Below are 24960 nucleotides of genomic sequence, written 5' to 3' on the forward strand. Positions count from 1 at the left end.
AAATCGAGGTTTAGTGGGCGACTGCCTCACTCGGCGCGCTGAGCCCGGATTTCTTCAGCGTAATCGCCAGAACCGAGGCCAGCAGGCAGAAGGCGCCGGCAATGAAGAAGGCCGGCAGGTAGCTTTCCAGCGCCGTGCGCGACAGGCCGGCACCGTAGGCCGCGGTGGCAGCACCAAGCTGGTGCCCGGCGAAGACCCAGCCGAAGACGAGGCCGGCTTTTTCACGGCCGAAGCGGTCGGCGGCGATCTTGACGGTCGGTGGCACGGTGGCGATCCAGTCCAGGCCATAGAAGACGGCGAAGATCGACAGGCCGTAGAAGCTGAAATCGCTGAAAGGCAGGAAGAGCAGCGAGAGGCCGCGCAGGCCGTAATACCAGAAGAGCAGCCAGCGATTGTCGAAGCGGTCAGAGAGCCAGCCGGAGCCGATCGTGCCGAAGAAATCGAAGATGCCCATGACGGCGAGAACGCTGGCGGCTGCGACCGGCATGATTCCAAAATCGCCACAGAGTGTGACGAAATGTGTCTGGATGAGGCCGTTGGTGCTGAGCCCGCAGATGAAGAAGGTGGCAAACAGGATCCAGAAGGTCGAGGTCGTCGAAATGTCCCTGAGAACTGTGATCGGCGTTGCAAGCGCTGCGCCGAGCGTGCCGCGGGCGGGGGCCGGGGCAACCTGTGTTTCGCCGACCGAGGGCAGGTTTACGTCCGAGGGGCGGTCACGCATGAAGAGCAGCACGAGAAGAGCGGCGACCATAATCATGGCGCAGACGAAGAAGACGGTGGCGCGCCAGCCGTAGCGTTCGGTCAGCTCCGCCATCAGCGGCAGGAAAACGAGCTGGCCGGTTGCCGAACTTGCCGAGAGCATGCCGACGACAAGGCCGCGGTGCTTGACGAACCAGCGTGTGGAAACCGTGGCTGCCAGCACCATGGCCGTCAGCCCCGTGCCGAAGCCGACGACGATGCCCCAGAGCGCCAGCAGATGCCAAAGCTTGGTCATGAACAGCGAGCCGACGAAGCCCGCGCCGATGAGGGCCAGCGCAAAGACGATGACCTTGCGGATGCCGAAATAGTTCATGAAGGCGGCCGCAAACGGTCCCATCAGGCCGAAGAGGATGAGGCGGATGGCAAGGGCGGAGGAAATCTGCGAGGTTTCCCAGCCGAATTCGTCCTGCAGCGGCTTGATGAGGACACCCGGCGCGCCCATTGCGCCGGCGGTTACCAGCATGGTCAGGAAGGTGGCGGCGACGACAACCCATCCATAGTGAATGTTTCGCCGGGCAAGGGATGATGCAAGGACTGCAGAGACCATGGGCAAATTCCGTTTATGACGTGAGGACCATATACAAGACCGCTTTACATGACGGCCATCATATTTGTTGCGTATTGATGATGGACATCATATAAATTGTCAAGCGACCATTTCCGGAGATGAAAAATGCGGGTCAGCCGCGAGAAATTTGCAGAAAACCGCGAGAAGATCCTGACGGCGGCCAGCGTGCTCTTCCGCGAGAATGGGTTCGATGGCGTCGGCGTCGCCGACATCATGAAGGCTGCAGGCCTTACGCATGGCGGTTTTTACGGCCATTTCGAATCGAAGGACGACCTTGCTCTGGAGGTCAGCCGCAAGCTGATCGAGCGTGTGGAAGAACGTTGGCGTGAGCTGATCGCCGCTGAACCAGACAAGCCGCTTCAGGCGCTGCTTGATCATTACATCCATTGGCGCACGGTTGATGATCCCGGCGGAAGCTGCGTATTCGCCTCCTTGATCCAGGAGGTCAGCCGCAGCGAAGGTGCGGTTCGTGCGACCTTCAGCGAGGGGTTGTCCACGCTGGTCGATGTGCTGAAGGAGGTGGTGCCGGGTACGACCGAGGAAGAGCGCCGCGCCAATGCGACGTCGACGCTTTCATCGATGATGGGGGCCGTCATTCTTGCCCGCGCGGTCGAGGATCGGGCGCTTGCCGAGCAGTTTCTGGTCACGATGCGCCGCAAGCTCGACCCGCTGCAGTAATCCCAAAGCATTCACGCAACTCCGGGCGCAAAACCGCTACGCGCTTTACTGGAATTGCTCAGTCGCGGAAGGCGATCATCGCATGGCCTTCGACGATTTCGGTGAAGGTGCCGTCCGGTGACAGGGCGGCGAGCTCGCTGCGGAAGGCTGCCTCGAATTCCTCTGTCCTTTCACCCAGCACCTGTGGAGAGGTGACGGACATGGAGAAGGCGCGGCCGATGATATCCTCCGTCCCGATTACCCGTTCGTTGACGATGCCGATGCGTTCGAGATTGCGGAAGGGGGAGCGCAGCAGGACCGCCTCATGCGGTCCGAATTCCGGCGCGCGGCGTAGTTTACGCTCGGCGCTTTTTTCCGGCGAATAGGTCTCCGACAGCTGATGCAGTACGTCACGCCAATCCGGTGTCGCTGCGATATGCCTGTCGGAGAAGAGAACGACAGCTCCGCCCGGCGCGATGAGCTCGTCGAGCGCTGCCAGCGTCGCCGGGCGGTCCATCCAATGGAAGGAGCGGCCCAGGACAGCAAGTTTCAGCGGGGCCAGATCCGGGTTGAGATCGTAAGAGGAGCCCTGGATGAGCCTCATGTTCACGGCGGTTTCGGCCGCATTTTCGCGCGCGGCATCCAGCATTTCCGGCTCGGGATCGACCCCGATCACATCAGCGCCAGCGAGGCGTGCGAAGGCGACGCCGAGCGGTCCTGGTCCGCAGCCGAGATCGAGCACACGATCGCCGGGTTTCAGGCCGGTGCGTTCTGCGACGCGTTCGATCAGCCTGTTCGGATAGGGGACGCGGAAGCGGTTGTAGTAGACGGCAGTGGTACGAAAGCGGTGGGCTTCGAAAGGAACGATAGTCATGCGGACGGTCCTCTGTTTGCCGCAAACCGCTAAGGCTCAACTGTGACCGGCTCGTGATGGTTTCTTGGATCGCACACGCGTGGCCTCGAACGAGGCGACGTTTTCGGCCACCCAACGCCAGAGCGGCATGATCTGCTTCAATAGGTCGCGGCCGAACTCACACAGCGGGCAATCGCCGGAAGTCCTGATATCGGGAAAGGAATGAGCCTCCCTCCACATCGGCGGAGAGAGGCTGTCACGCGACGGCTTATTTGAAGCCGGCGACGTTGTGCGGGATGTAGGGTGCTTCGAGTGCGGCGATATCATCGGCGCTGAGTTTCACCGTCAGCGCGCCGACGGCGTCCGTCAGGTGTTGCGCCTTGGAAGCGCCGATGATCGGGGCGGTGACTGCGCTCTTCTGCAGGATCCAGGCAGTGGCGACTTGCGCGCGGGAAACGCCATGGGCCTTGGCGATTTCGGCAACCTTCTCGACGATCTTGCGATCGGCGTCTTCGGCCTGCTTATAGAGCGTCTTGCCGAATTCATCGGTTTCGCTGCGGTTGGTCTTCTCATCCCAGTCACGGGTCAGGCGGCCGCGGGCAAGCGGGCTCCAGGGAATGACGGCGATCTTCTGATCCTCGCAGAAAGGCAGCATTTCGCGTTCTTCCTCGCGGTAGAGCAGGTTTACGTGGTCCTGCATGCTGACGAATTCCGTCCAGCCATTGAGGCGCGAGGTGTAGAGCGCCTTGGCGAACTGCCAGGAATACATGGAAGAAGCGCCGATATAACGCGCCTTGCCTGATTTCACGACGTCATGAAGAGCTTCCAGCGTTTCCTCGATCGGTGTCGTATAGTCCCAGCGGTGGATCTGATAGAGGTCGACGTAGTCAGTGCCGAGGCGGCGCAGGCTGTTGTCTATTTCGTCGAAGATCGCCTTGCGCGACAGGCCGGCGCCATTCGGCCCGGGCCGCATGCGGTTGAAGACCTTGGTCGCGAGTACGATATCCTCGCGCTTGGCGAAATCCTTGATGGCGCGGCCGACGATCTCCTCGGAGGAACCATTAGAATAGGTGTTGGCCGTGTCGAGGAAATTGATGCCGAGATCGATCGCCTGTTTGAGGAGCGCGCGGCTTTCCTCTTCCGGCAGGCTCCAGGCGTGGTTTCCGCGGTTGGGATCGCCATAGGTCATGCAGCCGAGGCAGATCTTCGAGACTTCGAGACCGGTCTTCCCGAGTTTTACATATTCCATGAAAGTGCTCCGCGATGAATTTCAGCGACTCCCCAGGCGCATGCACATGATGTAGCGCAGAAATCGCCGAAGTCTCAGCGAGCCTGACGGAGAATGTGTTTTGCAGTTAGCGCAATAATACCTGATGAGCGGGCGGAATGTCGTCTTATCCTTGCGGATTACACCGCTTGCGCATTCGGTCGGTGAGGTGTTAGCTGGTGCAGCATTTTACCGGATCATGCCCATGAAACTGCCGCCCGGCGATCGATATGACACGCTCTACCGTGATTTCTCCTGGCAGATATCAGAGGATTTCAATATCGGCCGCGCCGTGTGCGACGATTGGGCCGCGCGTGATCCTGATCGCGTCTGCCTCGAACATTTCAGTCCCGACGGCCACCATCTGTCATTGACCTATGGCGAGCTTGCCGCCCGCTCCTCATCCTTCGCCAATGCGCTTTCGGCACTTGGTATCGGCAAGGGGGATCGTGTGGCGCTGCTCCTGCCGCAATCCTTCGAGACGGTCATTTCGCATGTGGCTATCTACAAGATGGGCGCGGTCGCGCTGCCGCTCGCGTTGCTTTTCGGCGTCGAGGCGCTGGAGTACCGGCTGAAGGCTGCAGGTGCGACAGCCGTCATCACCAATGGCTTCGGGCTTGGACGCATCAACCAGATCCGCGACCGACTGCCTGACGTCAAACATGTCATCAGCGTCGATGGGACCTCCGCAAGCACGCTGGGCTTTGCCGATCTGGTTTCCGCCCATTCTTCCACATTCGAAATTGTGCAGTCAGGCCCCGACGAGCCAGCGCTGATGATCTTCACGTCGGGCACGACGGGGCCGCCGAAGGGCGCGCTGCATGGCCACCGGGTTCTTGCCGGCCATATTCCCGGCATGCAGTTTGCCCATGAGGGTTTCCCGCAGGCGGGAGACAAGGTCTGGACGCCGTCTGACTGGGCATGGGCCGGCGGGCTGCTCAATGCGCTGCTGCCGAGCCTGCTGCTCGGCGTGCCTGTCGTTTCCTCGCCGGCACAGAAATTCGATGCGGACATGGCCTATCGCATCATGGCCGAGATGAAGGTGCGTAATGCCTTCATTCCGCCGACGGCACTCCGGCTCCTGAAATCCGTCGAGGAGCCGCGCTCGAAATACGATCTGGTGCTGCGCACCATCGGTTCGGCAGGTGAATCCCTGGGGCGCGAAACCTATGAGTGGGTGCGCCGTACGCTCGGCATTACCGTCAATGAATTTTACGGGCAGACGGAGTGCAATTTCGTGCTGTCTTCGAGCGCTGCCTTCGGGGTGACGAAGGCCGGCGCAATCGGGCGCGCTTCGCCCGGCCACAGGGTGGCTGTTGTCAGCGACAAAGGTGACGAGCTGCCGGTCGGCGAGCAGGGGCAGATTGCCATTGCCAGTCCCGATCCGGTGATGTTCCTCGGCTACTGGAGCGACCCCGATGCGACCAGCAGGAAGTACGCCAAGGGATGGATGCTGACTGGTGATATCGGCCGGCAGGATGCGGAGGGCTACGTCACCTTTGCAGGCCGTGACGACGACGTCATCACCTCGTCCGGTTACCGCATAGGGCCGGCGGAGATCGAGGACTGTCTCGTCGGCCATCCGGCCGTGCAGCTTGCCGCTGCCGTCGGCAAGCCAGATGCGCTGCGTACGGAGATCGTCAAGGCCTATATCGTTCTTGCGCCAGGCTACAGCCCGAGTGCGGAGCTGGCAGCGGAAATCCGGGACTGGGTGAAAACCCGGCTTTCGATGCACGAATATCCGCGCGAGGTCGAATTCGTCGATGCGCTGCCGCTGACAACCACAGGCAAGGTCATCCGCCGGCTGTTACGGGAAAAGGCTGCGGCGGAAGCTGAAAACTAACCCCGGCCGGCAAGCGACATGATCTTCTCGCGGAGCATCTTCGCCATGTTGCGGGTACTGCGGTACATGTGAAGCTGGGCCGCGACCTGGCGCATGTCGCGGTCGCCGTTCTGGGTGAGGCCGATCACCAACGTGCCCATCTCCTCGCGTTCCTGCCAGAAGCGGCTCATGATCGGATGATCGGAGACGGCGCAGGAATCCGAGCGCACGACATTGGCATCGTCGAGATGCCATTCGGTCAATTCGCTCATCAACAGCTTGCCCGGCGAATAGCGGGAGTAGTTTTCGTCATAGGCGGTCTTCCAGGTATAGGCCTCGCCGCCCATCATAAGCACGACCACGGCGGCGATCGCCTTGCCGTTAATGTCGATCGTGTGGATGCGCACGGCATCGACTTCCGCCAGATTGGAGACGGCCTCGCGGGCGAAGGCGGTGTGATAGCGGTCGGTCACCAGCGCGCTGCGGCGCTTGCCCTTCCAGCCGCCGGCTTCCAGCGCCAGGAATTCCTCGAAACGCATGTGGATTTCGCGCGGCTGGCGGGCGACGGTGTGGACGACATTGCCGAGCTCTTCGAGCAGCCGCCACTGGCGGCGCATCTCGCGCTGGTGAGAGGAAGATACGGTGCGGCCGAGATAAACCATGGCATCGTCATCACTCTGCAGCATCGGCCGCTCATAGGGATTGGCGACGGTCAGCGGCAGATTGCGGCTGAGCGCAACGGCCTTTGCCATGCGCACGAAGATGCCGTTCAGCCGGACGTCCGGCAGCACCAGTGTGCCCGGCAGGCCGAGGTCCGGCGTGATCAGGCCTTCGAAGAGGTTGTCCAGCGTCTCCGCCGCATCCTCGGCGTCGACCAAGGGGGTACCGAGCGGACCGAAGCTGTTTGCCCAGCCGCGGATGATCGACGGGCCGACGGCGAAACCGGGTTTGTCGACAGAGAAGGGCATGAGCAGGCGCATGCGGCTGCGATGTTCGTTCTCGTCGCGGATGATCGCGAAATTGACCTGCCGGTCTTCCAGCCGCGGCATGGCAGGCGCCAGGAAACGGCCGCTGAAGAAGACATTCGGCTCCATCGAGCGATTGGAGAGGAAATCCAGCTCCTCCTGCAGATCGTAGCCGAGCTTGCCGGGGTAAAGGCAGAGCTCACGTCCCAGCCGGCCGATTTCGATCCGTGCTTCGGCCTGCGGGGCTTCGAACTTGAGCGCGGCAAGATCGTGAACCATGCGGTTCGCGTTGCTGTCGGTGCTCTCGGTGATGGGTGGTACACGCACCATCTATCGGGCTCTCATTTCTGGCGTTGCGGCGGAAGGGGTTGCGAAGGCGAAAAGCGTAAAGCCGAGTGCGCGGCGCACGAAGACATGCAGCAGGATCGCTTCCACGGCCATTGCGGAGGCCGTGGCGATCGCCGTGCCGACGATGCCGTAGTGCGGGATCAGCAGGATATTGAGGCCGACATTGGCGGCGAGCGCTCCAGCGTAAAGGGCGACGCAGAGGTTCTGCTTGCCTGCCATCATCAGCAGCGTCTCGGCGGGACCGACCAGAGCCTTGGTGAGGATACCGGCCAGCAGGATCGCCATCAGCATATAACCGGCCGTGAATGCGCCGCCGAAAAGCGACAGCAGCAGATGCCCGGCCGCCAGGACCGCGAGACCGACGGCGAGGGCGGGCCAGAAGGTCCAGCGGGCAGCATCGATAGCCGCAACCGCGAGATCGGCCCGGTTGCCTTCGGCGATAATCGAGGAGAAGCGCGGGCCGGAGGCAGCTTTCACCGAGAAATTGATGAAATGCACCAGAGCCATGGTCTTGGCCGCTGCAAAATAGATCGCGACGTCATGCGGCTCCAGGAAGATGCCGACGATCACGACATCGGAATTGGTCAGCAGGAAGCTCACGCCCTCGATCAGGAAGATCGGGAAGGCAACGCCCAGCCATTCCACGAAATCCACCTTGCGGGGGCCGGCATCGTAGTGCTTGCGCATCCGGTAGACCGTGGCGGCATATTGGCCGAGGGCGGTGACGAAGGTTGCCGCGAGGGCTGCCTGCATGGCGGTGACTGCCGTGTGCGGTGCGCCGAAGAAGATCGCAGTCAGCATGAAAAAGATGATGAGGATCGGCCTGACAATATAGACCGGGCTGAGTGCCATGACGGGCCAATGATTGGCCCGTGACGTGCCTTCAAGGATATCGCCGAGCGCGATCATCGGCATGGCCATGAGGCCGAGGAAGATCGGCACCAGATAATAGCTCTCGATTCTGTCGCCGAAGAAATGCAGACCGAACATGCCGGCGATGAGAACGGTCGTACCCGAGAGCAGCGCGAAAACGCGCGCGGTGCCGGTGAGGCCACGGATTTCGGCGAAGGCGCCGGCGGCGCGATATTGCGGCAGGAAGCGGACGATCGCGGTGTGGAAACCGAGGCAGGAAAGATCACCGCAGAGGACGACCAGCACCCACACGAAGACGAAGATGCCGTATTCATATTCGCCCATCAGCCGGGCGAGCACGATTTGCGACAGGAAGGCGAGGGCTGCGCTCAGGATGCGGATCGAGAAAGCGATCAACGCCATGCGCTGTGCGGCTGCCTTGTCGCCCCGTTCGGTCAGCACGGCGGCGAGCATACGCAGCACGCGGCCGGCGATCGGCCGCAGCCCCGCGGGCAGCATTTTTTCCGCTGTTTCTATGACCGCCATTTTAACACGCAAAACTCTAAGGGCAGGGCATTCGCACCGGCAAGTCTTGCCAGATCAGAGTTAAGAAACGGTATGCCCAACGAGGCGGCATTGCCTGCCACTGTGATCCATAATTGGGCGGAAATACCAAGAAAAATGGCGCCCGAAGGCGCCATTCTCAGACCTGTTCGAAAGCACCATGGCAGTGCTTGTATTTTTTGCCCGAGCCGCAGGGGCAGGCCTCGTTACGGCCGACCTTACCCCAGGTCGATGGATCGTTGGGGTTGCGGTTTTCCGGCGGGACGGTGACTTCAAGCGCCTGATAGGTCGTATTTGTAAACTCATCCTCGCCGGTCGTCGGATCGAGGTGATGGGCCTGCATGACAGGCGGTTCCGGCTGCGGCGGAGCCTGCTGCACCAGCTCGACGCGCATAAGCTGTGCCGTGACGGCCTGACGCAGGTTGTTGAGCAGCGCCTGGAAGAGCTCGAAGGCTTCCGACTTGTATTCCTGCAGCGGATCGCGCTGGGCGTAACCGCGGAAGCCGATGACGGAACGCAGATGGTCGAGGTTGACGATGTGCTCGCGCCACAGATGATCGAGCGTCTGCATGACAACCTGGCGCTCGACATAGTGCATGATATCGGGACCGAAGCGCTCGACCTTCTCGTTGAAGGCGGCGTTGGTGGCTTCCGTCAGGCGTTCGCGGATATCGTCTTCGCCAATGCCTTCTTCCTTCACCCAGTCCTCGATCGGAAGGTCGAGGTTGAGGATGTTGGCGGCCTGCGTCTTCAGGCCGACGGCATCCCACTGCTCGGCGTAAGCGCGTTCCGGAATGTGAGTCGTGACCAGATCGTCGACCACTTCGCGACGCATGTCGGATACAGTCTCGGAAATATTCGGCGCTTCCATCATCTCGACGCGCTGTTCGAAGATGACTTTGCGCTGGTCGTTCAGAACGTCGTCGTACTTCAGAAGGTTCTTGCGGATGTCGAAGTTGCGAGCTTCGACCTTCTTTTGCGCGCGTTCCAGAGCCTTGTTGATCCAGGGATGGACGATCGCCTCACCCTCCTTGAGACCCAGCTTCTGCAGCATGCTGTCCATGCGGTCGGAGCCGAAGATGCGCATCAGGTCATCCTGAAGCGACAGGTAGAACTTGGAGCGGCCGGGGTCACCCTGACGGCCGGAACGGCCGCGCAGCTGGTTGTCGATGCGGCGGCTTTCATGGCGCTCAGTGGCGATGACGTAGAGACCGCCTGCCGCAAGCGCCTTTTCCTTGAGTGCCCTGATTTCTTCGCGGATCGCCGCGACCTTTGCGTCGCGCTCCGGGCCTGGCTCGACTTCGGCAAGCTCATGGTCGATGCGCATGTCGAGGTTGCCGCCGAGCTGGATGTCGGTACCGCGGCCGGCCATGTTGGTGGCGATTGTCACGGCGCCCGGCACACCAGCCTGGGAAACGATATAGGCTTCCTGCTCGTGATAGCGGGCGTTCAGAACCTGGAAGTTGGAGAAGCCCTGCTTGCGCATCAGCTCCGCCAGAGACTCCGACTTCTCGATCGAGGTCGTGCCGACGAGCACCGGCTGGCCGCGCTTGTGGGCGTCCAGGATCTCGGTGATGATCGCCTTGTACTTCTCCTCGACGGTCCGGTAGACTTCGTCGTCTTCGTCGATACGCAGGATTGGCAGGTTGGTCGGCACCTCGAGAACGTCGAGATTGTAGATGTTGCCGAATTCTTCCGCTTCCGTCTGGGCCGTGCCGGTCATGCCGGCAAGCTTGTTGTACATGCGGAAGTAGTTCTGGAAGGTGATCGAGGCCAGCGTCTGGTTTTCCGGCTGGATCTGCACCTTTTCCTTGGCTTCCAGCGCCTGGTGCTGACCTTCCGAGTAGCGGCGGCCTGGCATCATGCGGCCGGTGAATTCGTCGATGATGACGATTTCGCCGTTGCGGACGATGTAGTCCTTGTCGCGCTGGAACAGCTTGTGGGCCTTCAGCGCATTGTTGATGTGATGAACGATCGCGACATTCTCGATGTCGTAGAGCGAGGCGCCCTTCAGGAGGCCGGCCTGCTTCAGCAGGTTTTCCAGCTTCTCCGTGCCGACTTCGGAGAAGTTTGCCGAACGTTGCTTTTCATCGATCTCATAGTCTTCCGGCGTCAGCAGCGGAATGTAGGTGTCGATGGTGTTGTAGAGGTCGGAGCGGTCGTCGAGCGGGCCGGAGATGATGAGCGGCGTGCGCGCTTCATCGACCAGGATCGAGTCCACTTCGTCGACGATCGCGAAGTTATGGCCGCGCTGCACCATCTGGTTCGTCTCGTATTTCATATTATCGCGCAGATAATCGAAGCCGAGTTCGTTGTTAGTCGCGTACGTGATGTCGCAGGCATAGGCGTCGCGTCGCTCCTCGTCGGAAAGGCCGTGGACGATGACGCCAGTGGTCAGGCCGAGGAAGCCGTAGAGGCGGCCCATGTTCGCAGCGTCACGCTGTGCGAGGTAGTCGTTGACAGTGACGACATGCACGCCCTTGCCGGCAAGCGCGTTCAGATAGACCGGCAGGGTAGCGACGAGCGTCTTGCCTTCGCCGGTCTTCATTTCGGCGATGGCGTTGGAATGCAGGATCATGCCGCCGACGAGCTGTACGTCAAAAGGTCGCATGCCGAGGACGCGGCGGGAGGCTTCGCGCACGACCGCGAAGGCCGGGATCAGGATATCGTCCAGCGTTTTGCCTTCTGCGAGGAGCGCGCGGAACTCCACCGTCTTTGCGGCAAGCTGCTCGTCCGTCAGCGCCTTGGTCTTCTCCTCAATAGAGTTGATTGCGGCGACGTTCGGCTGGAAGGACCGCACGCGGCGATCGTTGGCTGAGCCAAATAACTTGCGGGCAATACCGCCAAAGCTGACCATATGACTGGTCCTTTCTGAATATTCTTCCCCGACGTTTCTTATTCGCTACCCAGCCGAAAAACAGGCGCACGCTTGAAAACGCCCGGAAACTGTTCTGGACGCGAGGTTGCGTGACAGATAAGAGGGGGGGCAAATGATGTCAACGGATTTGGCTGATATAGAAAGGCCACATTCCGGTGTTGAAGCCTGTTTTCGGGCTGGATTCACGAAAGCTGAAGCCGGCGGGTATAATTGTGAAGGGTTATTTAATGTTGAGCACCAACAAACTTGCTGCGCTGGCGTTTACGGCCTTCGTCGCCTTCCAGGCCCCGGCCTATGCCGATGATGCGGTCGTCGCCAAGGTCGGCAATCTGGAAATCCACCAGTCGGAACTCGATCTGGCTGTGGCCAATCTCGACCCGCAGCTTGCGCAGCTCCCTGACGACCAGAAGAAGGTTGCCGCCCTCTCTGCCGCTATCGACGTGAAGCTGCTTGCTGCCGATGCCACCGCCGAGAAGCTCGACCAGACGGACGACTTCAAGAAGCGCATGCAGTATCTGACCGACCGCGAGCTTCACAACGCCTACTTCAAGAAGCATGTCGTCGACACTGTCACCGATGCCGATGTGAAGGCACGTTACGACAAGGAAGTCGCCGCCCTGCCGAAGCAGGAAGAAGTTCACGCCCGCCATATCCTCGTCAAGACCGAAGACGAAGCCAAGGACGTTATCAAGCAGCTCGACGCCGGCAAGGACTTTGCCGAGCTCGCCAAGGAAAAGTCCACCGATCCGAACAAGGATGACGGCGGAGACCTCGGCTATTTCAGCCGTGGCCGCATGGTCAAGGAATTCGAGGATGCCGCTTTCGTGCTTGAGAAGGGCACCTATTCCAAGACCCCTGTGAAGACCGACTTCGGCTATCACGTCATCAAGGTCGAGGATAAGCGCGACGCTCCGCCGCCGGCATTCGAGCAGGTGCAGGACCAGGTTCGTCAGCTCGTCATGCGCGACAAGTATCTTGCGCTCCTGAACCAGGCGAAGGCTTCCTCCAAGGTCGAGATCATGGACGAAACGCTCCGCAAGGGTTACGAAGACGCGAACAAGCAGCCTGAGCCGGGCGCCGCTCCGGCACCGGCCCCCGCGCCGCAGCAGTAATCATCAGCATCTGGGCCCGGTTTTTCCGGGCCCTTCATTAGATCCGGATGTTTTTGGGCCTGATCGGCCTAAAATCTGAATCCGGATCTAAATCAAAAATAGAGCATGATGTCGTCCGAAAACCGTTCACACTTTTCGGCATCATGCTCGAACATCGTTTGTTGTCGCATTTCCGCACGGCGAGCCGGTTTCCATTTCGCCTGGAAATGCTCATTGGCAGGTCACATCCATGTCCGCTACCGTTTCTCCGCTTGCCCCGAAAACCTTTGCCTCGCTGCCCGCGCTTCGCGGCGTGCGCATGGCGACCGCTTCTGCCGGCATCAAGTACAAGAACCGGACGGACGTGCTGATGATGGTCTTTGATGCGCCGGCTGCCGTTGCAGGCGTCTTCACCAAATCGAAGTGCCCCTCCGCGCCCGTCGATTTCTGCCGGGCCAACTTGCCGCATGGCACGGCACGCGCCGTTGTCGTCAATTCCGGCAATGCCAATGCCTTCACCGGCCTGAAGGGCCGCGCCGCGACTGAGCTCACCGCAAAGTCGGCCGCCGCTGCCGTCGGCTGCGGCGAAAATGAAATCTTTCTTGCGTCGACCGGCGTCATCGGTGAACCGCTCGACGCCACCAAATTTGCCGGTGTGCTCGACAAGATGCACGCCGATGCGACAGGCGATTTCTGGTTCGAGGCCGCCAAGGCCATCATGACCACTGACACCTATCCGAAGGTTGCGACCCGCACTGCCGAAATCGGCGGTGTGAAGGTGACGATCAACGGCATCGCCAAGGGAGCCGGCATGATCGCGCCCGATATGGCGACCATGCTTTCCTTCGTCGTCACGGATGCCGATATCGCGTCTTCCGCCCTGCAGTCTTTGCTGTCTGCCGGTGTCGAGCCGAGCTTCAACTCCATGACCGTCGACAGTGACACCTCGACCTCGGACACGCTGATGCTGTTTGCGACAGGTGCCGCAGCAGCCGACGGACAGGCTCGCATCACGGGCGCGGGCGATCCGCAGCTCGGTGCATTCCGCGCAGCCCTCAACGAGCTCCTCAAGGATCTGGCGATCCAGGTCGCCCGCGACGGCGAGGGCGCCACGAAGATGCTTGAAATCACCGTGACCGGCGCCGAGAGCGATGCCGCTGCCAAGACGATCGCCCTTTCCATCGCCAATTCGCCGCTGGTCAAGACGGCGGCTGCGGGCGAGGACGCCAACTGGGGCCGTATTGTCATGGCCGTCGGCAAGGCCGGTGAAATGGCCGATCGCGACCGGCTCGCCATCTGGTTCGGCGATGTGCGCGTTGCCGTCAACGGTGAGCGCGACCCCTCCTATTCCGAGGATGCGGCCTCCGCCGTGATGAAGAAGCAGGATATTCCTGTCAAAGTTGATATTGGCCTCGGCTCCGGCAAGGCTACGGTCTGGACCTGCGACCTCACCAAGGAATATGTTGCGATCAATGGCGACTACCGGAGCTGATCGTTCGTTGATGCAGGCATCCCTTCCGAAGCAGAACCTGCCGCTGGTCCGGCGGCTGGAAGCCGTGGGCTTTCGCGCCTGGCCGGCCGCTTCCGTACAATATGACGGAAGCTGGCAGGTTCGCCTGACGGCGGGCCATCCCTCGAATCGCCTGAATTCCATCGTGCCGCTCGATCCCTCCGACCATCGCGATGTCGAGATCAGGCTGGAGAAGGCAAGCCGCAAATTCGAGGCCTATGGCCGTCCTGCCGTCGTGCGTGAGACTCCACTTGCCTCGCCTGTTCTGATCGACCTGATTAGGGAACAGGGATGGAAGCGTTTCGATGAAACGGCCGTCATGGTCTGCGATCTCTCGCAGGCCGATCTGCCCGATACGCTCGATCATCTTCCGACTCACGATGTTGGCCGGTTCGTTGATGCCAATCTCGCCGTCGATCAGGCGCAGCTTTCTCTGAAACCGGCGCTTGCCGAAATCATCTCGGCAATCAAGCCGCCATCCGGCCTTTTCATGATCGAGGATACGATCCATGGCTCGCTGGCGACGGTCCTCTGCGTGCAGGACAACGATCTTGCGGGCATCATGTCGCTTTCGGTCGCGGACAGCCATCGCCGCAAGGGGCTCGGCATCGAGATCCTGACTTCGGCACTGCGCTGGGCGCGGATGCGCAGCGCCCGTACCGCCTGGCTGCAGGTGAAACTCTCCAACGCACCGGCGATTGCTCTTTACGAGCGTCTCGGCTTCCGTGATGCCTATCACTATTGCTATTGGCAGGAGCGCTGCGAATGACCGACGCCGGAAGGAAGCTGATCCTGGTCGCAGCCTGTGCGCTGATCGATGCGGACGGGCGTATCCTTCTGGCACAGCGGCCGGAAGGCAAGTCCCTTGCCGGCCTGTGGGAATTCCCCGGCGGTAAGGTCGAACCCGGCGAGACGCCGGAGGAAACGCTGGTGCGTGAACTGAACGAAGAGCTCGGCATTTCGACGAAGGTGGCGTGTCTTGCGCCGCTGACCTTCGCCAGCCACAGCTATGATACGTTCCACCTGCTGATGCCGCTTTATGTCTGCCGCCGTTATGAAGGCATTCCGCAGGGGCGTGAGGGCCAGGCAATCAAATGGGTGCGCCCGCAGGCGCTGCGCGATTATCCGATGCCGCCGGCCGATGAGCCGCTCATCCCGGTACTACAGGATCTACTTTAGCTTTTGCTGATTATTGGGACGAAACGTCGATTTCGCCTGTGGATATTAATCGATCATTTAGCACCTTCTGGCAATGATCGGCCTCACTCAAGCGACTGGCGTGTGTGTATTTAAGGGCTTGACGTCATGGACGACGATTTCTGGAAAGCTGTGCGCGAAAAGGAACGTGCTTCTTCGTCTGCTTCGCGCAGGACGGGGGCGCTCAATATTGCCCTTCTCTTCGGTACAGCCGTAGTGGCGTTGACCCTTATCCTGACGCCGATGCTGGCGGATTCTTCCAAGAAGAGCGTGCTCGCCAGCGCGCCGGCGGATTTCGACACGATCACCACCGGCTCCATCCCGAAGACCGAGAATGGCCCGAAGAGCGAGAACGGCAAGCGCTATACAATCCGCCGCAGCGTGCTCCAGGATACGCCTGGTTCGGTCTGTGTCGTCCAGGGCTACGGCGTCGGCGCCGGCTGCTGAGGAAATGAAGCTCCCGTCCCTGGGGGCCATGAGTTTCATTGCAGTCTTGCGCGCAGAAGGGTTGGGTTGATGAATTTGCTGAAGAAATTTCTGGCAGACAGAAGCGGTGCGACGGCGATCGAATATGGATTGATTGCAGCGCTGATGGCGGTTGCGCTCATTGGGGGCCTGGGTGTATTCACCAATGGCCTGCGCGGCGTGTTCAACACCGTCGAGAATAACCTGACGATCAACTGAGCTGTTCGTTAGCTCACTGCCTGAGCTTCTGCTCTTCCACCTTCAGTGCGTCAGCAAGCCGCGCCTTGGCCGTTCCTGGCTTCAGCGGCTGCTGCTGGCTTTCATGCGGTGCCCATCCCGACACATAGATCACTGAAAATGTCGCGCGGATGCGGCCGTCGGGGTCCGAATAGCGCTCGGCATAGATTTCAGCGGCGCGCAGGAAGAAGGCGCGTGTCAGTGGCTTGCGGCTGCGCGCAACGAGCGGATTGGCCATGCCCATCGCTCTCAGGTCGCGCATCAGCGGAAAAATTGAATCATAGCGTACCGTATAATTCTCCGCGTCGATGACGGGCAGCGCAAAGCCTGCGCGCTGCAGCAGACCGCCCACATCGCGGACATCGGCGAAGGGGATGACGCGCGGGCTTGCGCCGCCGGTCATCTCGATCTCGGTCGCGAGCAGCACCTCGCGCAGTTCCTGCAGCGTACCGGCGCCCGGAATAGCGGCCAGGAACAGGCCGTCCGGCTTCAACGCGCGGCGGATCTGGATGAAGACGCCGGGTGTGTCGTTGGTCAGGTGCAGGTTGAGCGGTGCAATTACCAGATTAGTCGATTGGGGCGCGAGCGGCACGTCTTCGAGCGGTGCTTGGAGAAAAGGTTCGCCCGGCGCGACATAGTGCATATCGCTTTCCACGCGGGTGAGGCTGCCGACCTTGCCGGTCGCGATCGCCGCACGGGCGGCCGCGCCTGTGGTGCCGTGCAGTTCCACCGCAAGTTCGAAGCTGCGCTCCACGACGGCCAGGCGGTCTGCCAATTCCTCGGCGGCGATATCGAGCAGGAAGCCTGCTTTCGGGTCGTTATTTGCGAGCGCGCGCCGACGGTTCGCGGCGATCTGCGCCTTGTCGAAGATGATATCCATGGCGATGTCCATATTCCGCCATCCGGCAGGCGGCAAGGCGATTTTCCTTTGTCGCGTGACGCGCTAAAGCGCGTCGCGATCTTTGATATCCGCCTGCCACGCTTCAGGTCTTCGTTTTTTACGCATGTCGTTATCGCAAAACCGCTACACAGTTTTGCGCGACATGCTTTAGTCTGCCTCATATGGGGACGATCAAGATGAAAAGTGAGACGGGGCGGATATTCGCGCAGCTTCTGCGGCCCGTTTCCATGCTTGCCGATCTTGTCTATCCGCCGTCCTGTGCGGCTTGCGGTGTTTCGACAGGCGGCCATCGCGGGCTCTGTGCCAAATGCTGGTCCGAGGTCCGCTTCATCGAGCGGCCCTATTGCGAGGTGCTCGGCCTTCCCTTTTCCCATGATCTCGGGGCCGGCATTCTGAGCGCAGAGGCGATCGCCAATCCGCCGCCCTTCGATCGGCTGCGTTCAGCAGCCACCCTCGACCATGCCGTTCGCACTCTTGTACACGGCCTCAAATACCGCGATCGAACCGATCTCGCGCCGATGATGGCCGGCTGGATGCTGCGCGCGTCGGACGGCATGGTCGAACGCTGCGATGCCGTCATTCCGGTTCCGCTTCATCGCACCCGCATGGTCTCGCGCAAATTCAACCAAGCCGCGGAGCTTGCCCGACATTTGGCGGGGCTTGCAGGAAAACCGCTGTTGCCGGGGACGCTTCTGCGTGTGAAGCGTACCAGCCAGCAGGTTGGTCTTGGTATACGGGCGCGCGAGGACAATGTCCGTGGCGCTTTTGCGGTCGCCGCGGGCAGGGAAAGCGATGTCTTCGGCAAACGCATCGTGCTTGTCGACGACGTCTTTACGACAGGGGCGACAGTTGGTGCGGCAACGCGCGCGCTGCGAAAGGCGGGGGCTGCCGATATAACGGTTTTGACCTTTGCAAGGGCTATTGCAGAAACTATATGACAGAAAGAAAACAGCACTGTCTGGAGACCTTCATGGTACCCGTTGCCATCTATACGCGTCAATTCTGCGGCTATTGTGCACGCGCCAAATCTCTTCTTGAAGAGAAGGGCGTCGACTATGTCGAACATGACGCGACCTTCTCGCCCGAGCTTCGTCAGGAAATGCTTGGCAAGTCGAACGGCCGCACCACCTTTCCGCAGATTTTCATCGGCAGCACGCATGTCGGCGGTTGCGACGATCTCTACGCGCTCGATCGGGCAGGCAAGCTCGATCCGCTGCTGGCGGCCTGAGGAAGAGCGATGAGCTTCACAGCCGCCGCCATCCAGATGTGTTCCGGTGTCGATCCGGAGTGGAATGCCGCTTCGATGGCGCGCCTCGTCCGAGAGGCTGCTGCAAAGGGCGCCACTTACGTGCAGACGCCTGAAATGACCGGCATGTTGCAGCGTAACCGCGCTGCGGCAAAGGAAGTGCTCCGTGACGAGAGCAATGACATCATTGTCAAAACCGGCTCGGCGCTTGCGGCCGAACTCGGTATCTTCATGCATGTTGGCTCGACGGCGATTGCGCTCGACGACGGCAAGATGGCCAATCGCGGTTTCCTCTTCGGACCTGACGGCAAGATCCTGAACCGTTACGACAAGATCCACATGTTCGATGTCGATCTCGACAATGGCGAGAGCTGGCGCGAAAGTGCGGCTTACAGGCCGGGTTCGGAAGCGCGCGTTCTGTCGTTGCCGTTTGCCGAGATGGGGTTCACCATCTGTTACGACGTGCGTTTCCCGCAGCTTTTCCGAGCGCAGGCGGTTGCCGGTGCCGAAGTGATGACCGTTCCGGCCGCTTTCACGAAGCAGACAGGCGAGGCGCATTGGGAAATCCTGCTGCGGGCGCGCGCCATTGAAAATGGTGTCTTCGTCATCGCCGCAGCGCAGGCCGGCCTGCATGAAGACGGACGCGAGACATTCGGCCATTCGATGATCATCGATCCCTGGGGCAAGGTGCTGGCGTCAGCCGGTCCGACCGGCGAGACGGTCATTCTGGCGGAGATCGATCCGGCGGCTGTGAAAGCCGCCCATGACAAGATTCCGAACCTTAAGAACGGCCGGGAGTTTTCCATCGAGAGGATTGCGGGGGAAATTACAGGAGGCGTAGTAGCTTGATCCGCTATTCCCTTATTTGTGAGAATGCCCACGAATTCGAAGGCTGGTTTTCTGAAGGCGCCGATTTTGACCGGCAGGTCGCAAGCGGCTTTCTGACCTGCCCCGTCTGCAATTCCGCCTCCATCTCCAAGTCACTCATGGCTCCTTCCGTCTCGACCGCGCGCAAGAAGGAAGAGATGCAGACGGTCGCGATGGACACGGCCCGCCGCGAAGCCTTCCTGAAGCTCAAGGAAGCTGTCGCTGCGATCAAGGCGAATTCCGAGGATGTCGGAACCCGATTCCCCGAGGAAGCTCGCAAGATCCACTACGGTGAGGCGGATGCCCGCGGTATCATCGGCCAGGCAACGCCCGACGAAGCTGAAGCGCTGGTGGAAGAAGGCATCGAGATCGCTGCCCTCCCGGTCTTGCCCGAAGACGTGAACTGATATGCGGGCGGCCCTGCGGCGCGATCAGGCCGGTCGTTTTGCCAGCAGCATGTAATTCACATCCATGTCCTTCGACAGGTTCCACTGGTTTGCCAGCGGATTGAAGAAGACGCCCGTGCGGTCGACAATCTCGAGACCGCTTGCGGCAAGCGGCTTTTCCAGTTCTTCCGGGCGTACCAGCTTCTCATACTGATGCGTGCCGCGCGGCAGCCAACGCAGGACATTTTCGGCAGCGAAAATGGCAAGTGCTGCCGCCTTCATGGTGCGGTTGATCGTGGCGACGAACATCAGGCCGCCCGGCCTGACCATGCTGGCGCAGGTATTCATGAAAAGCTCGACATCGGCCACATGCTCCACCACTTCCATGTTGAGCACGATATCGAAGGTCTCGCCTGCCTCGGCAAGCTGCTCGGCGGTGACGGCGCGATAGTCGACCGCAACACCCGATGCCTTGGCGTGGGTTGAGGCGATGCCGATGTTCTTTTCCGAGGGATCGGCGCCGACTACTTCAGCGCCCATACGGGCGACCGGCTCCGACAAGAGGCCGCCGCCGCAGCCGATATCGAGCACGCGCAGGCCCTCAAGCGGCTTGGCACTCTTCGGACCGCGCGAAAAATTCTCTGCTGCCTTGTCGCGGATATAGGCCAGGCGAACAGGATTGAACTTGTGCAGCGGCTTGAACTTGCCCGTCGGGCTCCACCACTCGGCTGCCATGGCGGAAAAGCGATCGACTTCGCTCTGGTCGATGGTGGTCTTTGCCGCTTCGTTCATCTGCCGCTCCTTCATGTCCTTTCAGTGAAGTCGGACGATCGAGGCGATAAGTCAAGGGCGCTCAGGTCGCACCGGGGGGCTTGGCAAGGACCGGAAAGAAATAGAGTAAGTCTGAAGGCAATAAAAACCCCGCGTCTTCGCGGGGTTTCGGATCCAAGATGATGCCGATTTAGCGGCACTGACGGCGCGGGCCGTACGTGGGCTGGTATGTGTTATCGTATGCGCGGTACGAGCGATAACGGCTGTAGCAGTATTCGGCATGCGAACTGCCCGCACTCACGCGCGGCTGCGAGGCTATGATGCCACCGATGATCGCGCCGGCGGCCAGGCCACCGATAATGGCGCCAGTATTGTCATGGCGGCGATAGTAGCGGTCGCGGTAGTAGCGGTCCCCATTATAGCGGTCGCCGTAATAGCGGCGGTCCCTGTCCCACCCGCGGTCGTAGCGATAACGGTCCGAATAGCGGTAATTGCGGCCCCAACCTTGGTTATAACGAGGGCATTTCGTGAAGTTGTTGCAGCCCACCTGAAGAAGCTCGGCTTGGTCGCCGGCGGTTTGGGGTTGCGCTGCCGACTGAATCGGGTTTGCCGTGTAGGCCGGCCCTGCCCAGGCAGGAATTCCGGAGAATGCGGTCGCTATCGACAGTGCAATTATCGCTAATCTTCTCATTCTACTCACCAGCTTTCTTGACACATCTATTCCGGTTTAAACGCATTTGGCGCCTTTAAGTTCAACGCCTCCATGCCCTCGCGTTACCGACATGGTAGATAGGGCGCTTTGCAGCAGTCGCAGGGACCATTTCTGACGAAATCCTGCCACTTCCACTTCACCCTTTGCCCGCCCTTGCCACTCCCTGTCAAACTCGCTAAGAGACGCGCCAACTTTCGTCCTTGGTTGGCGGGGCTTTAGAAGCGTTCCAGAAACCAGTATTTCCGGGCTCTTCGGCCATTTGACAGCTGGGGTTTTCTGATGTCCGGGAGGGCAACGCGTCTCCCGGCGGTTTGTGAATGGCGCGTGGCGTGCCGGGGAAGCAAATCCCGTTTTCCGGCAATCGCGCGCGGGTCGTGGTAGAGGCTTATGGCACGCATCGTTATGAAATTCGGCGGAACCTCCGTCGCTGATCTGGATCGCATCAAGAACGTTGCCCGCCATGTGAAACGTGAAGTCGATGCCGGCCATGAGGTGGCGGTCGTCGTTTCCGCCATGTCCGGCAAGACCAACGAACTGGTCGGTTGGGTCCAGAATACGCCGAAGGTGATCGGCGCCAACTCGCCCTTCTACGATGCGCGCGAATACGACACCATTGTCGCTTCCGGCGAGCAGGTCACGTCAGGTCTTCTGGTGATTGCGCTGCAGAGCATGGGCATCAATGCCCGTTCCTGGCAGGGCTGGCAGATCCCGATCCGCACCGACAACGCACATGGCGCGGCGCGCATCATGGAAATCGACGGCGCCGATATCATCAAGCGCATGGGCGAGGGGCAGGTTGCTGTCGTCGCCGGCTTCCAGGGGCTCGGTCCTGATAACCGTATCTCGACGCTCGGACGCGGCGGATCAGACACGTCGGCAGTGGCGATTGCGGCCGCCGTGAAGGCCGATCGTTGCGACATCTATACCGATGTCGACGGTGTCTACACGACCGACCCGCGCATCGAGCCCAAGGCACGGCGCCTGAAGAAGATCGCTTTCGAAGAAATGCTGGAAATGGCGTCGCTCGGCGCCAAGGTTCTTCAGGTGCGCTCGGTCGAGCTTGCCATGGTGCACAAGGTACGCACCTTCGTGCGTTCGTCTTTCGAGGATCCCGATGCTCCGGGCATGGGCGACCTCTTGAACCCGCCCGGAACGCTGATTTGTGACGAGGATGAAATCGTGGAACAGGAAGTAGTCACCGGCATCGCCTATGCCAAGGATGAGGCTCAGATCTCACTTCGCCGTCTTGCCGACCGGCCGGGTGTTTCCGCCGCGATCTTCGGGCCGCTTGCCGAGAGCCACATCAATGTCGACATGATTGTCCAGAACATTTCCGAAGACGGTTCGAAGACCGATATGACCTTCACCGTGCCCTCGGGTGATGTGGAGAAGGCCATCAAGGTTCTCTCCGACAACAAGGACAAGATCGGCTACGACGTTGCGCAGAGCGAATTGGGTCTGGTAAAGGTCTCGGTCATCGGCATCGGCATGCGCAGTCATGCGGGCGTTGCAGCGACTGCCTTCCGGGCACTTGCCGAAAAAGGCATCAACATCAAGGCAATTACAACCTCAGAGATCAAGATTTCGATCCTGATCGATGGTCCTTATGCAGAACTCGCTGTCAGAACTTTGCATTCCTGCTACGGTCTGGATAAGAATTGATTCCCAGCGGGCGGTCTGCCCCTTCAGGTTGAAGATGCGGCCGGTTTTTCTGGCCGCATAAAGCGTTTGTTTCGGGGAGCTTGAGACGCAATGAGAGACCTTTCCGGCGGTCCGCGCGTGCTGCTCAAGCGGCTGCGCGAATTGATGGCGGAACCGCTGGAGCCGCAGGAGCGACTCGACCGAATCGTGCGCCAGATCGCCAGCAACATGGTGGCGGAGGTTTGCTCCGTTTACGTGCTGCGCGCCGATGGCGTTCTCGAGCTTTATGCTACCGAAGGTCTGAACAAGGAAGCCGTCCACCTCTCGCAACTGAAGATGGGACAGGGCCTCGTCGGCACGATCGCCGCATCGGCCCAGCCGCTCAATCTTTCCGACGCGCAGTCGCATCCGGCATTCCGCTACCTACCGGAGACGGGCGAAGAGATCTATCATTCCTTCCTCGGCGTGCCGATCCTGCGTACGGGACGCTCGCTCGGCGTTCTCGTCGTGCAGAACAAGGCGAGCCGCAATTATCGCGACGAGGAGCTGGAAGCGCTCGAGACGACGGCGATGGTTCTCGCCGAGATGATCGCGACCGGCGAACTGAAGAAGATCACCAAGCCTGGCCTGGAACTCGATCTTACCCGTTCGGTCACGGTCGATGGCGATACGTATAATGATGGGATCGGCCTTGGTTACGTCGTGCTCCACGAGCCGCGCATCGTGGTCACCAATCTGCTCAACGAAGATGCGGAGAAGGAAATCCGGCGGCTGGCGGAAGCCATGGGCTCGCTTCGGATTTCCATCGACGACATGCTGTCGCGTCGCGACGTGTCGATGGAAGGGGAGCATCGCGAGGTACTCGAAACCTATCGCATGTTCGCTCACGACCAGGGCTGGGTGCGCAAGCTGGAAGAGGCGATCCGCAACGGCCTGACGGCGGAAGCAGCGGTCGAGAAGGTCCAGAGCGACACCAAGGCGCGCATGATGCGCCTGACCGATCCCTATTTGCGCGAACGCATGCACGATTTCGAGGATCTGGCGAACCGGCTGCTGCGTGTGCTGACGGGTTATACCGGCCGCACGACGGCCGAGGGTTTCCCGACCGACGCCATCATTCTGGCGCGGGCCATGGGTGCCGCCGAATTGCTCGATTATCCGCGTGCCAATGTGCGCGGGCTGGTGCTGGAAGAAGGCGCGGTGACGAGCCATGTGGTGATTGTCGCGCGGGCCATGGGCATTCCCGTCATCGGCCAGGCGGCGGGTGTCGTGGCGCTTGCCGAAAACGGCGACGCCGTCATCATCGATGGCGACGAAGGGCATGTGCATATCCGGCCGATGCCGGAGCATCAGCGCTCCTACGAAGAAAAGGTCCGCTTCCGCGCCAGGCGGCAGGAGCAGTTCCGGGCGCTGCGCTCCGTCGAGCCGGTCACCCGGGACGGGCAGCGCATCCAGCTTCTGATGAATGCCGGCCTGTTGGTCGATCTGCCGCAGCTGGCGGAATCTGGAGCAGAGGGTATCGGCCTATTTCGCACCGAGCTGCAATTCATGATCGCCTCGACCATGCCGAAGGCGGAAGAGCAGGAAATGTTCTACCGCAATGTACTGAAGCAGGCGGGCGGCCGTGTCGTGACCTTCCGCACGCTCGATATCGGCGGCGACAAGGTTGTTCCCTATTTCCGCGGCCACGAGGAAGAGAACCCGGCGCTCGGCTGGCGGGCAATCCGTCTGTCGCTCGATCGGCCGGGATTGTTGCGCACGCAGCTGCGCGCCATGCTGAAGGCTGCGGCGGGCGCCGAGCTGAAGCTGATGGTGCCGATGGTGACTGAGGTTTCTGAAATCAGGCAGGTGCGCGAACTCCTGCAAAAGGAAGTGCAGCATCTTTCGCGTTTCGGCCACGGTCTGCCGCGCAAGTTGCAATTTGGCGCGATGCTGGAAGTACCGGCGCTGCTCTGGCAGCTCGATGAGCTGATGGATGCGGTCGATTTCGTCTCCGTCGGTTCCAACGATCTCTTCCAGTTCGCCATGGCTGTTGATCGCGGCAATGCACGGGTTTCCGAGCGCTTCGATCCGCTGGAACGGCCGTTCCTGCGTCTCCTGCGCGATATCGTGCGTGGTGCGGATCGCAACAAGACGCCGCTGACGCTCTGCGGCGAACTGGCGGGCAAGCCGCTTTCGGCCATGGCGTTGCTTGGCGTCGGGTTCCGCTCCATCTCTATGTCGCCGGCTTCGATCGGACCTGTCAAAGCGATGTTGCTCGGTCTTGATGCCGAGGCTCTGACGAAGGCGGTCAATGAGGCTCTCGATGACCGGAATGCGACCGTGCCTATGCGCGAGGTGCTTGCCCGCTTCGCCGAGAGCCACAATATTCCCCTTTAGACATATATAAGAAGAATTGGAGTA

The 24960-nt window shown here is 60.7% G+C and carries 23 protein-coding genes; 14 read left to right on the top strand and 9 right to left on the bottom strand.

What is annotated here, in order from left to right; all coding sequences use genetic code 11:
* Window positions 1–10 precede the first annotated feature (10 nt).
* Window positions 11–1306 carry an MFS transporter gene (locus tag ACR9ZQ_RS27865; protein ID WP_310384811.1) on the bottom strand — a complete coding sequence of 432 codons (1296 nt, stop codon included), beginning with the start codon at window positions 1304–1306 and terminating at the stop codon, window positions 11–13.
* 126 nt (window positions 1307–1432) lie between these two features.
* Between ACR9ZQ_RS27865 and ACR9ZQ_RS27870 the strand changes: the two genes are divergently transcribed.
* Window positions 1433–2005 (top strand): TetR/AcrR family transcriptional regulator, encoded by a 573-nt coding sequence (locus tag ACR9ZQ_RS27870; RefSeq protein WP_310384809.1) that lies wholly within the window; start codon window positions 1433–1435, stop codon window positions 2003–2005.
* Window positions 2006–2063: 58 nt separating this feature from the next.
* Here ACR9ZQ_RS27870 and ACR9ZQ_RS27875 read toward each other — a convergent pair whose 3' ends face one another.
* Both ACR9ZQ_RS27875 and ACR9ZQ_RS27880 read right to left on the bottom strand, forming a co-directional pair.
* Window positions 2064–2858 carry a class I SAM-dependent methyltransferase gene (locus tag ACR9ZQ_RS27875; RefSeq protein WP_481429100.1) on the bottom strand — a complete coding sequence of 265 codons (795 nt, stop codon included), beginning with the start codon at window positions 2856–2858 and terminating at the stop codon, window positions 2064–2066.
* Window positions 2859–3105: 247 nt separating this feature from the next.
* Window positions 3106–4086 (bottom strand): aldo/keto reductase, encoded by a 981-nt coding sequence (locus tag ACR9ZQ_RS27880; RefSeq protein WP_481429101.1) that lies wholly within the window; start codon window positions 4084–4086, stop codon window positions 3106–3108.
* A gap of 223 nt (window positions 4087–4309) precedes the next feature.
* Here ACR9ZQ_RS27880 and ACR9ZQ_RS27885 point away from each other — a divergent pair, with 223 nt between their 5' ends.
* Entirely contained in the window at window positions 4310–5947 is a 1638-nt protein-coding gene (locus ACR9ZQ_RS27885) for an AMP-binding protein (protein ID WP_481429102.1), read from the top strand.
* Here the strand turns inward: ACR9ZQ_RS27885 and ACR9ZQ_RS27890 are convergent.
* The 3 genes from ACR9ZQ_RS27890 to secA form a co-directional block, all read right to left on the bottom strand.
* Entirely contained in the window at window positions 5944–7221 is a 1278-nt protein-coding gene (locus tag ACR9ZQ_RS27890) for a GNAT family N-acetyltransferase (protein WP_481429103.1), read from the bottom strand. The genes ACR9ZQ_RS27885 and ACR9ZQ_RS27890 overlap by 4 nt on opposite strands.
* On the bottom strand, window positions 7222–8637 hold the full coding sequence (locus tag ACR9ZQ_RS27895) for an oligosaccharide flippase family protein (RefSeq protein WP_310384799.1): 1416 nt from the start codon (window positions 8635–8637) through the stop codon (window positions 7222–7224).
* A gap of 157 nt (window positions 8638–8794) precedes the next feature.
* Window positions 8795–11512, bottom strand: coding sequence for a preprotein translocase subunit SecA (gene secA, locus ACR9ZQ_RS27900; RefSeq protein ID WP_310384797.1), 2718 nt, complete (start codon window positions 11510–11512; stop codon window positions 8795–8797).
* Window positions 11513–11760: 248 nt separating this feature from the next.
* On the opposite strand from secA, the gene ACR9ZQ_RS27905 reads away from it, so the two are divergent.
* The 6 genes from ACR9ZQ_RS27905 to ACR9ZQ_RS27930 all read left to right on the top strand — a co-directional run bounded on the left by ACR9ZQ_RS27905 (window position 11761) and on the right by ACR9ZQ_RS27930 (window position 16015).
* Complete coding sequence (locus ACR9ZQ_RS27905; RefSeq protein WP_481429104.1) at window positions 11761–12645, top strand: peptidylprolyl isomerase; 885 nt, start codon at window positions 11761–11763, stop codon at window positions 12643–12645.
* A gap of 229 nt (window positions 12646–12874) precedes the next feature.
* The gene (gene argJ, locus ACR9ZQ_RS27910; protein ID WP_481429105.1) at window positions 12875–14116 is read left to right on the top strand and encodes a bifunctional glutamate N-acetyltransferase/amino-acid acetyltransferase ArgJ; all 1242 of its coding nucleotides are present in this window, start codon (window positions 12875–12877) and stop codon (window positions 14114–14116) included.
* Window positions 14097–14903: a GNAT family N-acetyltransferase gene (locus ACR9ZQ_RS27915; protein WP_310384792.1), complete on the top strand. Its 807-nt coding sequence runs from the start codon at window positions 14097–14099 to the stop codon at window positions 14901–14903. Before argJ ends, ACR9ZQ_RS27915 begins: the two co-directional genes overlap by 20 nt.
* Window positions 14900–15313, top strand: coding sequence for an 8-oxo-dGTP diphosphatase MutT (gene mutT, locus ACR9ZQ_RS27920; protein WP_310384790.1), 414 nt, complete (start codon window positions 14900–14902; stop codon window positions 15311–15313). The genes ACR9ZQ_RS27915 and mutT overlap by 4 nt, the downstream gene beginning before the upstream one ends.
* A 126-nt stretch (window positions 15314–15439) precedes the next feature.
* Window positions 15440–15778 (top strand): hypothetical protein, encoded by a 339-nt coding sequence (locus ACR9ZQ_RS27925; protein ID WP_007825505.1) that lies wholly within the window; start codon window positions 15440–15442, stop codon window positions 15776–15778.
* A 69-nt stretch (window positions 15779–15847) separates the two neighbouring features.
* Complete coding sequence (locus tag ACR9ZQ_RS27930) at window positions 15848–16015, top strand: Flp family type IVb pilin (RefSeq protein ID WP_007825504.1); 168 nt, start codon at window positions 15848–15850, stop codon at window positions 16013–16015.
* Between the two features lie 13 nt (window positions 16016–16028).
* On the opposite strand, the gene ACR9ZQ_RS27935 is transcribed toward ACR9ZQ_RS27930, so the two are convergent.
* Window positions 16029–16913 carry a methyltransferase domain-containing protein gene (locus tag ACR9ZQ_RS27935; protein WP_481429364.1) on the bottom strand — a complete coding sequence of 295 codons (885 nt, stop codon included), beginning with the start codon at window positions 16911–16913 and terminating at the stop codon, window positions 16029–16031.
* Between the two features lie 197 nt (window positions 16914–17110).
* Between ACR9ZQ_RS27935 and ACR9ZQ_RS27940 the strand changes: the two genes are divergently transcribed.
* The 4 genes from ACR9ZQ_RS27940 to ACR9ZQ_RS27955 are packed head-to-tail and all read left to right on the top strand — an operon-like array spanning window position 17111 to window position 19454.
* Window positions 17111–17872 carry a ComF family protein gene (locus ACR9ZQ_RS27940; protein ID WP_477921880.1) on the top strand — a complete coding sequence of 254 codons (762 nt, stop codon included), beginning with the start codon at window positions 17111–17113 and terminating at the stop codon, window positions 17870–17872.
* 32 nt (window positions 17873–17904) lie between these two features.
* Window positions 17905–18162, top strand: a complete 258-nt coding sequence (gene grxC / locus ACR9ZQ_RS27945) for a glutaredoxin 3 (protein ID WP_007825499.1) — start codon at window positions 17905–17907, stop codon at window positions 18160–18162.
* Window positions 18163–18171: 9 nt separating this feature from the next.
* A complete protein-coding gene (locus ACR9ZQ_RS27950) occupies window positions 18172–19029 on the top strand; it encodes a carbon-nitrogen hydrolase family protein (RefSeq protein WP_481429106.1) in 858 nt (285 codons plus the stop codon).
* Window positions 19026–19454, top strand: coding sequence for a DUF1178 family protein (locus tag ACR9ZQ_RS27955; protein WP_037101528.1), 429 nt, complete (start codon window positions 19026–19028; stop codon window positions 19452–19454). Before ACR9ZQ_RS27950 ends, ACR9ZQ_RS27955 begins: the two co-directional genes overlap by 4 nt.
* A gap of 24 nt (window positions 19455–19478) precedes the next feature.
* Here ACR9ZQ_RS27955 and ubiG read toward each other — a convergent pair whose 3' ends face one another.
* Both ubiG and ACR9ZQ_RS27965 read right to left on the bottom strand, forming a co-directional pair.
* Window positions 19479–20225: a bifunctional 2-polyprenyl-6-hydroxyphenol methylase/3-demethylubiquinol 3-O-methyltransferase UbiG gene (gene ubiG, locus ACR9ZQ_RS27960; protein ID WP_481429107.1), complete on the bottom strand. Its 747-nt coding sequence runs from the start codon at window positions 20223–20225 to the stop codon at window positions 19479–19481.
* Between the two features lie 169 nt (window positions 20226–20394).
* On the bottom strand, window positions 20395–20895 hold the full coding sequence (locus ACR9ZQ_RS27965; RefSeq protein WP_310384776.1) for a BA14K family protein: 501 nt from the start codon (window positions 20893–20895) through the stop codon (window positions 20395–20397).
* 408 nt (window positions 20896–21303) lie between these two features.
* On the opposite strand from ACR9ZQ_RS27965, the gene ACR9ZQ_RS27970 reads away from it, so the two are divergent.
* Window positions 21304–22578, top strand: a complete 1275-nt coding sequence (locus tag ACR9ZQ_RS27970; RefSeq protein ID WP_481429108.1) for an aspartate kinase — start codon at window positions 21304–21306, stop codon at window positions 22576–22578.
* Window positions 22579–22668: 90 nt separating this feature from the next.
* Complete coding sequence (ptsP, locus tag ACR9ZQ_RS27975; protein WP_113319661.1) at window positions 22669–24936, top strand: phosphoenolpyruvate--protein phosphotransferase; 2268 nt, start codon at window positions 22669–22671, stop codon at window positions 24934–24936.
* Window positions 24937–24960 lie beyond the last annotated feature (24 nt).

The organism is Rhizobium sp. KNZ14-9A, assembly GCF_056755015.1.

What these genes read in the sequence shown, in the direction of transcription:
- ACR9ZQ_RS27970 (WP_481429108.1), top strand. Translation starts at nt 21,304, where the DNA reads ATGGCACGCATCGTTATGAAATTCGGCGGAACCTCCGTCGCTGATCTG.
- ACR9ZQ_RS27870 (WP_310384809.1), top strand. Translation starts at nt 1,433, where the DNA reads ATGCGGGTCAGCCGCGAGAAATTTGCAGAAAACCGCGAGAAGATCCTG.
- mutT (WP_310384790.1), top strand. Translation starts at nt 14,900, where the DNA reads ATGACCGACGCCGGAAGGAAGCTGATCCTGGTCGCAGCCTGTGCGCTG.
- ACR9ZQ_RS27865 (WP_310384811.1), bottom strand. Translation starts at nt 1,306, where the DNA reads ATGGTCTCTGCAGTCCTTGCATCATCCCTTGCCCGGCGAAACATTCAC.
- argJ (WP_481429105.1), top strand. Translation starts at nt 12,875, where the DNA reads ATGTCCGCTACCGTTTCTCCGCTTGCCCCGAAAACCTTTGCCTCGCTG.
- ACR9ZQ_RS27890 (WP_481429103.1), bottom strand. Translation starts at nt 7,221, where the DNA reads ATGGTGCGTGTACCACCCATCACCGAGAGCACCGACAGCAACGCGAAC.
- ACR9ZQ_RS27940 (WP_477921880.1), top strand. Translation starts at nt 17,111, where the DNA reads ATGAAAAGTGAGACGGGGCGGATATTCGCGCAGCTTCTGCGGCCCGTT.
- ACR9ZQ_RS27965 (WP_310384776.1), bottom strand. Translation starts at nt 20,895, where the DNA reads ATGAGAAGATTAGCGATAATTGCACTGTCGATAGCGACCGCATTCTCC.
- ACR9ZQ_RS27885 (WP_481429102.1), top strand. Translation starts at nt 4,310, where the DNA reads ATGAAACTGCCGCCCGGCGATCGATATGACACGCTCTACCGTGATTTC.
- ACR9ZQ_RS27925 (WP_007825505.1), top strand. Translation starts at nt 15,440, where the DNA reads ATGGACGACGATTTCTGGAAAGCTGTGCGCGAAAAGGAACGTGCTTCT.
- ACR9ZQ_RS27905 (WP_481429104.1), top strand. Translation starts at nt 11,761, where the DNA reads ATGTTGAGCACCAACAAACTTGCTGCGCTGGCGTTTACGGCCTTCGTC.
- grxC (WP_007825499.1), top strand. Translation starts at nt 17,905, where the DNA reads ATGGTACCCGTTGCCATCTATACGCGTCAATTCTGCGGCTATTGTGCA.
- ACR9ZQ_RS27950 (WP_481429106.1), top strand. Translation starts at nt 18,172, where the DNA reads ATGAGCTTCACAGCCGCCGCCATCCAGATGTGTTCCGGTGTCGATCCG.
- ptsP (WP_113319661.1), top strand. Translation starts at nt 22,669, where the DNA reads ATGAGAGACCTTTCCGGCGGTCCGCGCGTGCTGCTCAAGCGGCTGCGC.
- ACR9ZQ_RS27915 (WP_310384792.1), top strand. Translation starts at nt 14,097, where the DNA reads ATGGCGACTACCGGAGCTGATCGTTCGTTGATGCAGGCATCCCTTCCG.
- secA (WP_310384797.1), bottom strand. Translation starts at nt 11,512, where the DNA reads ATGGTCAGCTTTGGCGGTATTGCCCGCAAGTTATTTGGCTCAGCCAAC.
- ACR9ZQ_RS27895 (WP_310384799.1), bottom strand. Translation starts at nt 8,637, where the DNA reads ATGGCGGTCATAGAAACAGCGGAAAAAATGCTGCCCGCGGGGCTGCGG.
- ACR9ZQ_RS27880 (WP_481429101.1), bottom strand. Translation starts at nt 4,086, where the DNA reads ATGGAATATGTAAAACTCGGGAAGACCGGTCTCGAAGTCTCGAAGATC.
- ubiG (WP_481429107.1), bottom strand. Translation starts at nt 20,225, where the DNA reads ATGAACGAAGCGGCAAAGACCACCATCGACCAGAGCGAAGTCGATCGC.
- ACR9ZQ_RS27935 (WP_481429364.1), bottom strand. Translation starts at nt 16,913, where the DNA reads ATGGATATCATCTTCGACAAGGCGCAGATCGCCGCGAACCGTCGGCGC.
- ACR9ZQ_RS27875 (WP_481429100.1), bottom strand. Translation starts at nt 2,858, where the DNA reads ATGACTATCGTTCCTTTCGAAGCCCACCGCTTTCGTACCACTGCCGTC.
- ACR9ZQ_RS27930 (WP_007825504.1), top strand. Translation starts at nt 15,848, where the DNA reads ATGAATTTGCTGAAGAAATTTCTGGCAGACAGAAGCGGTGCGACGGCG.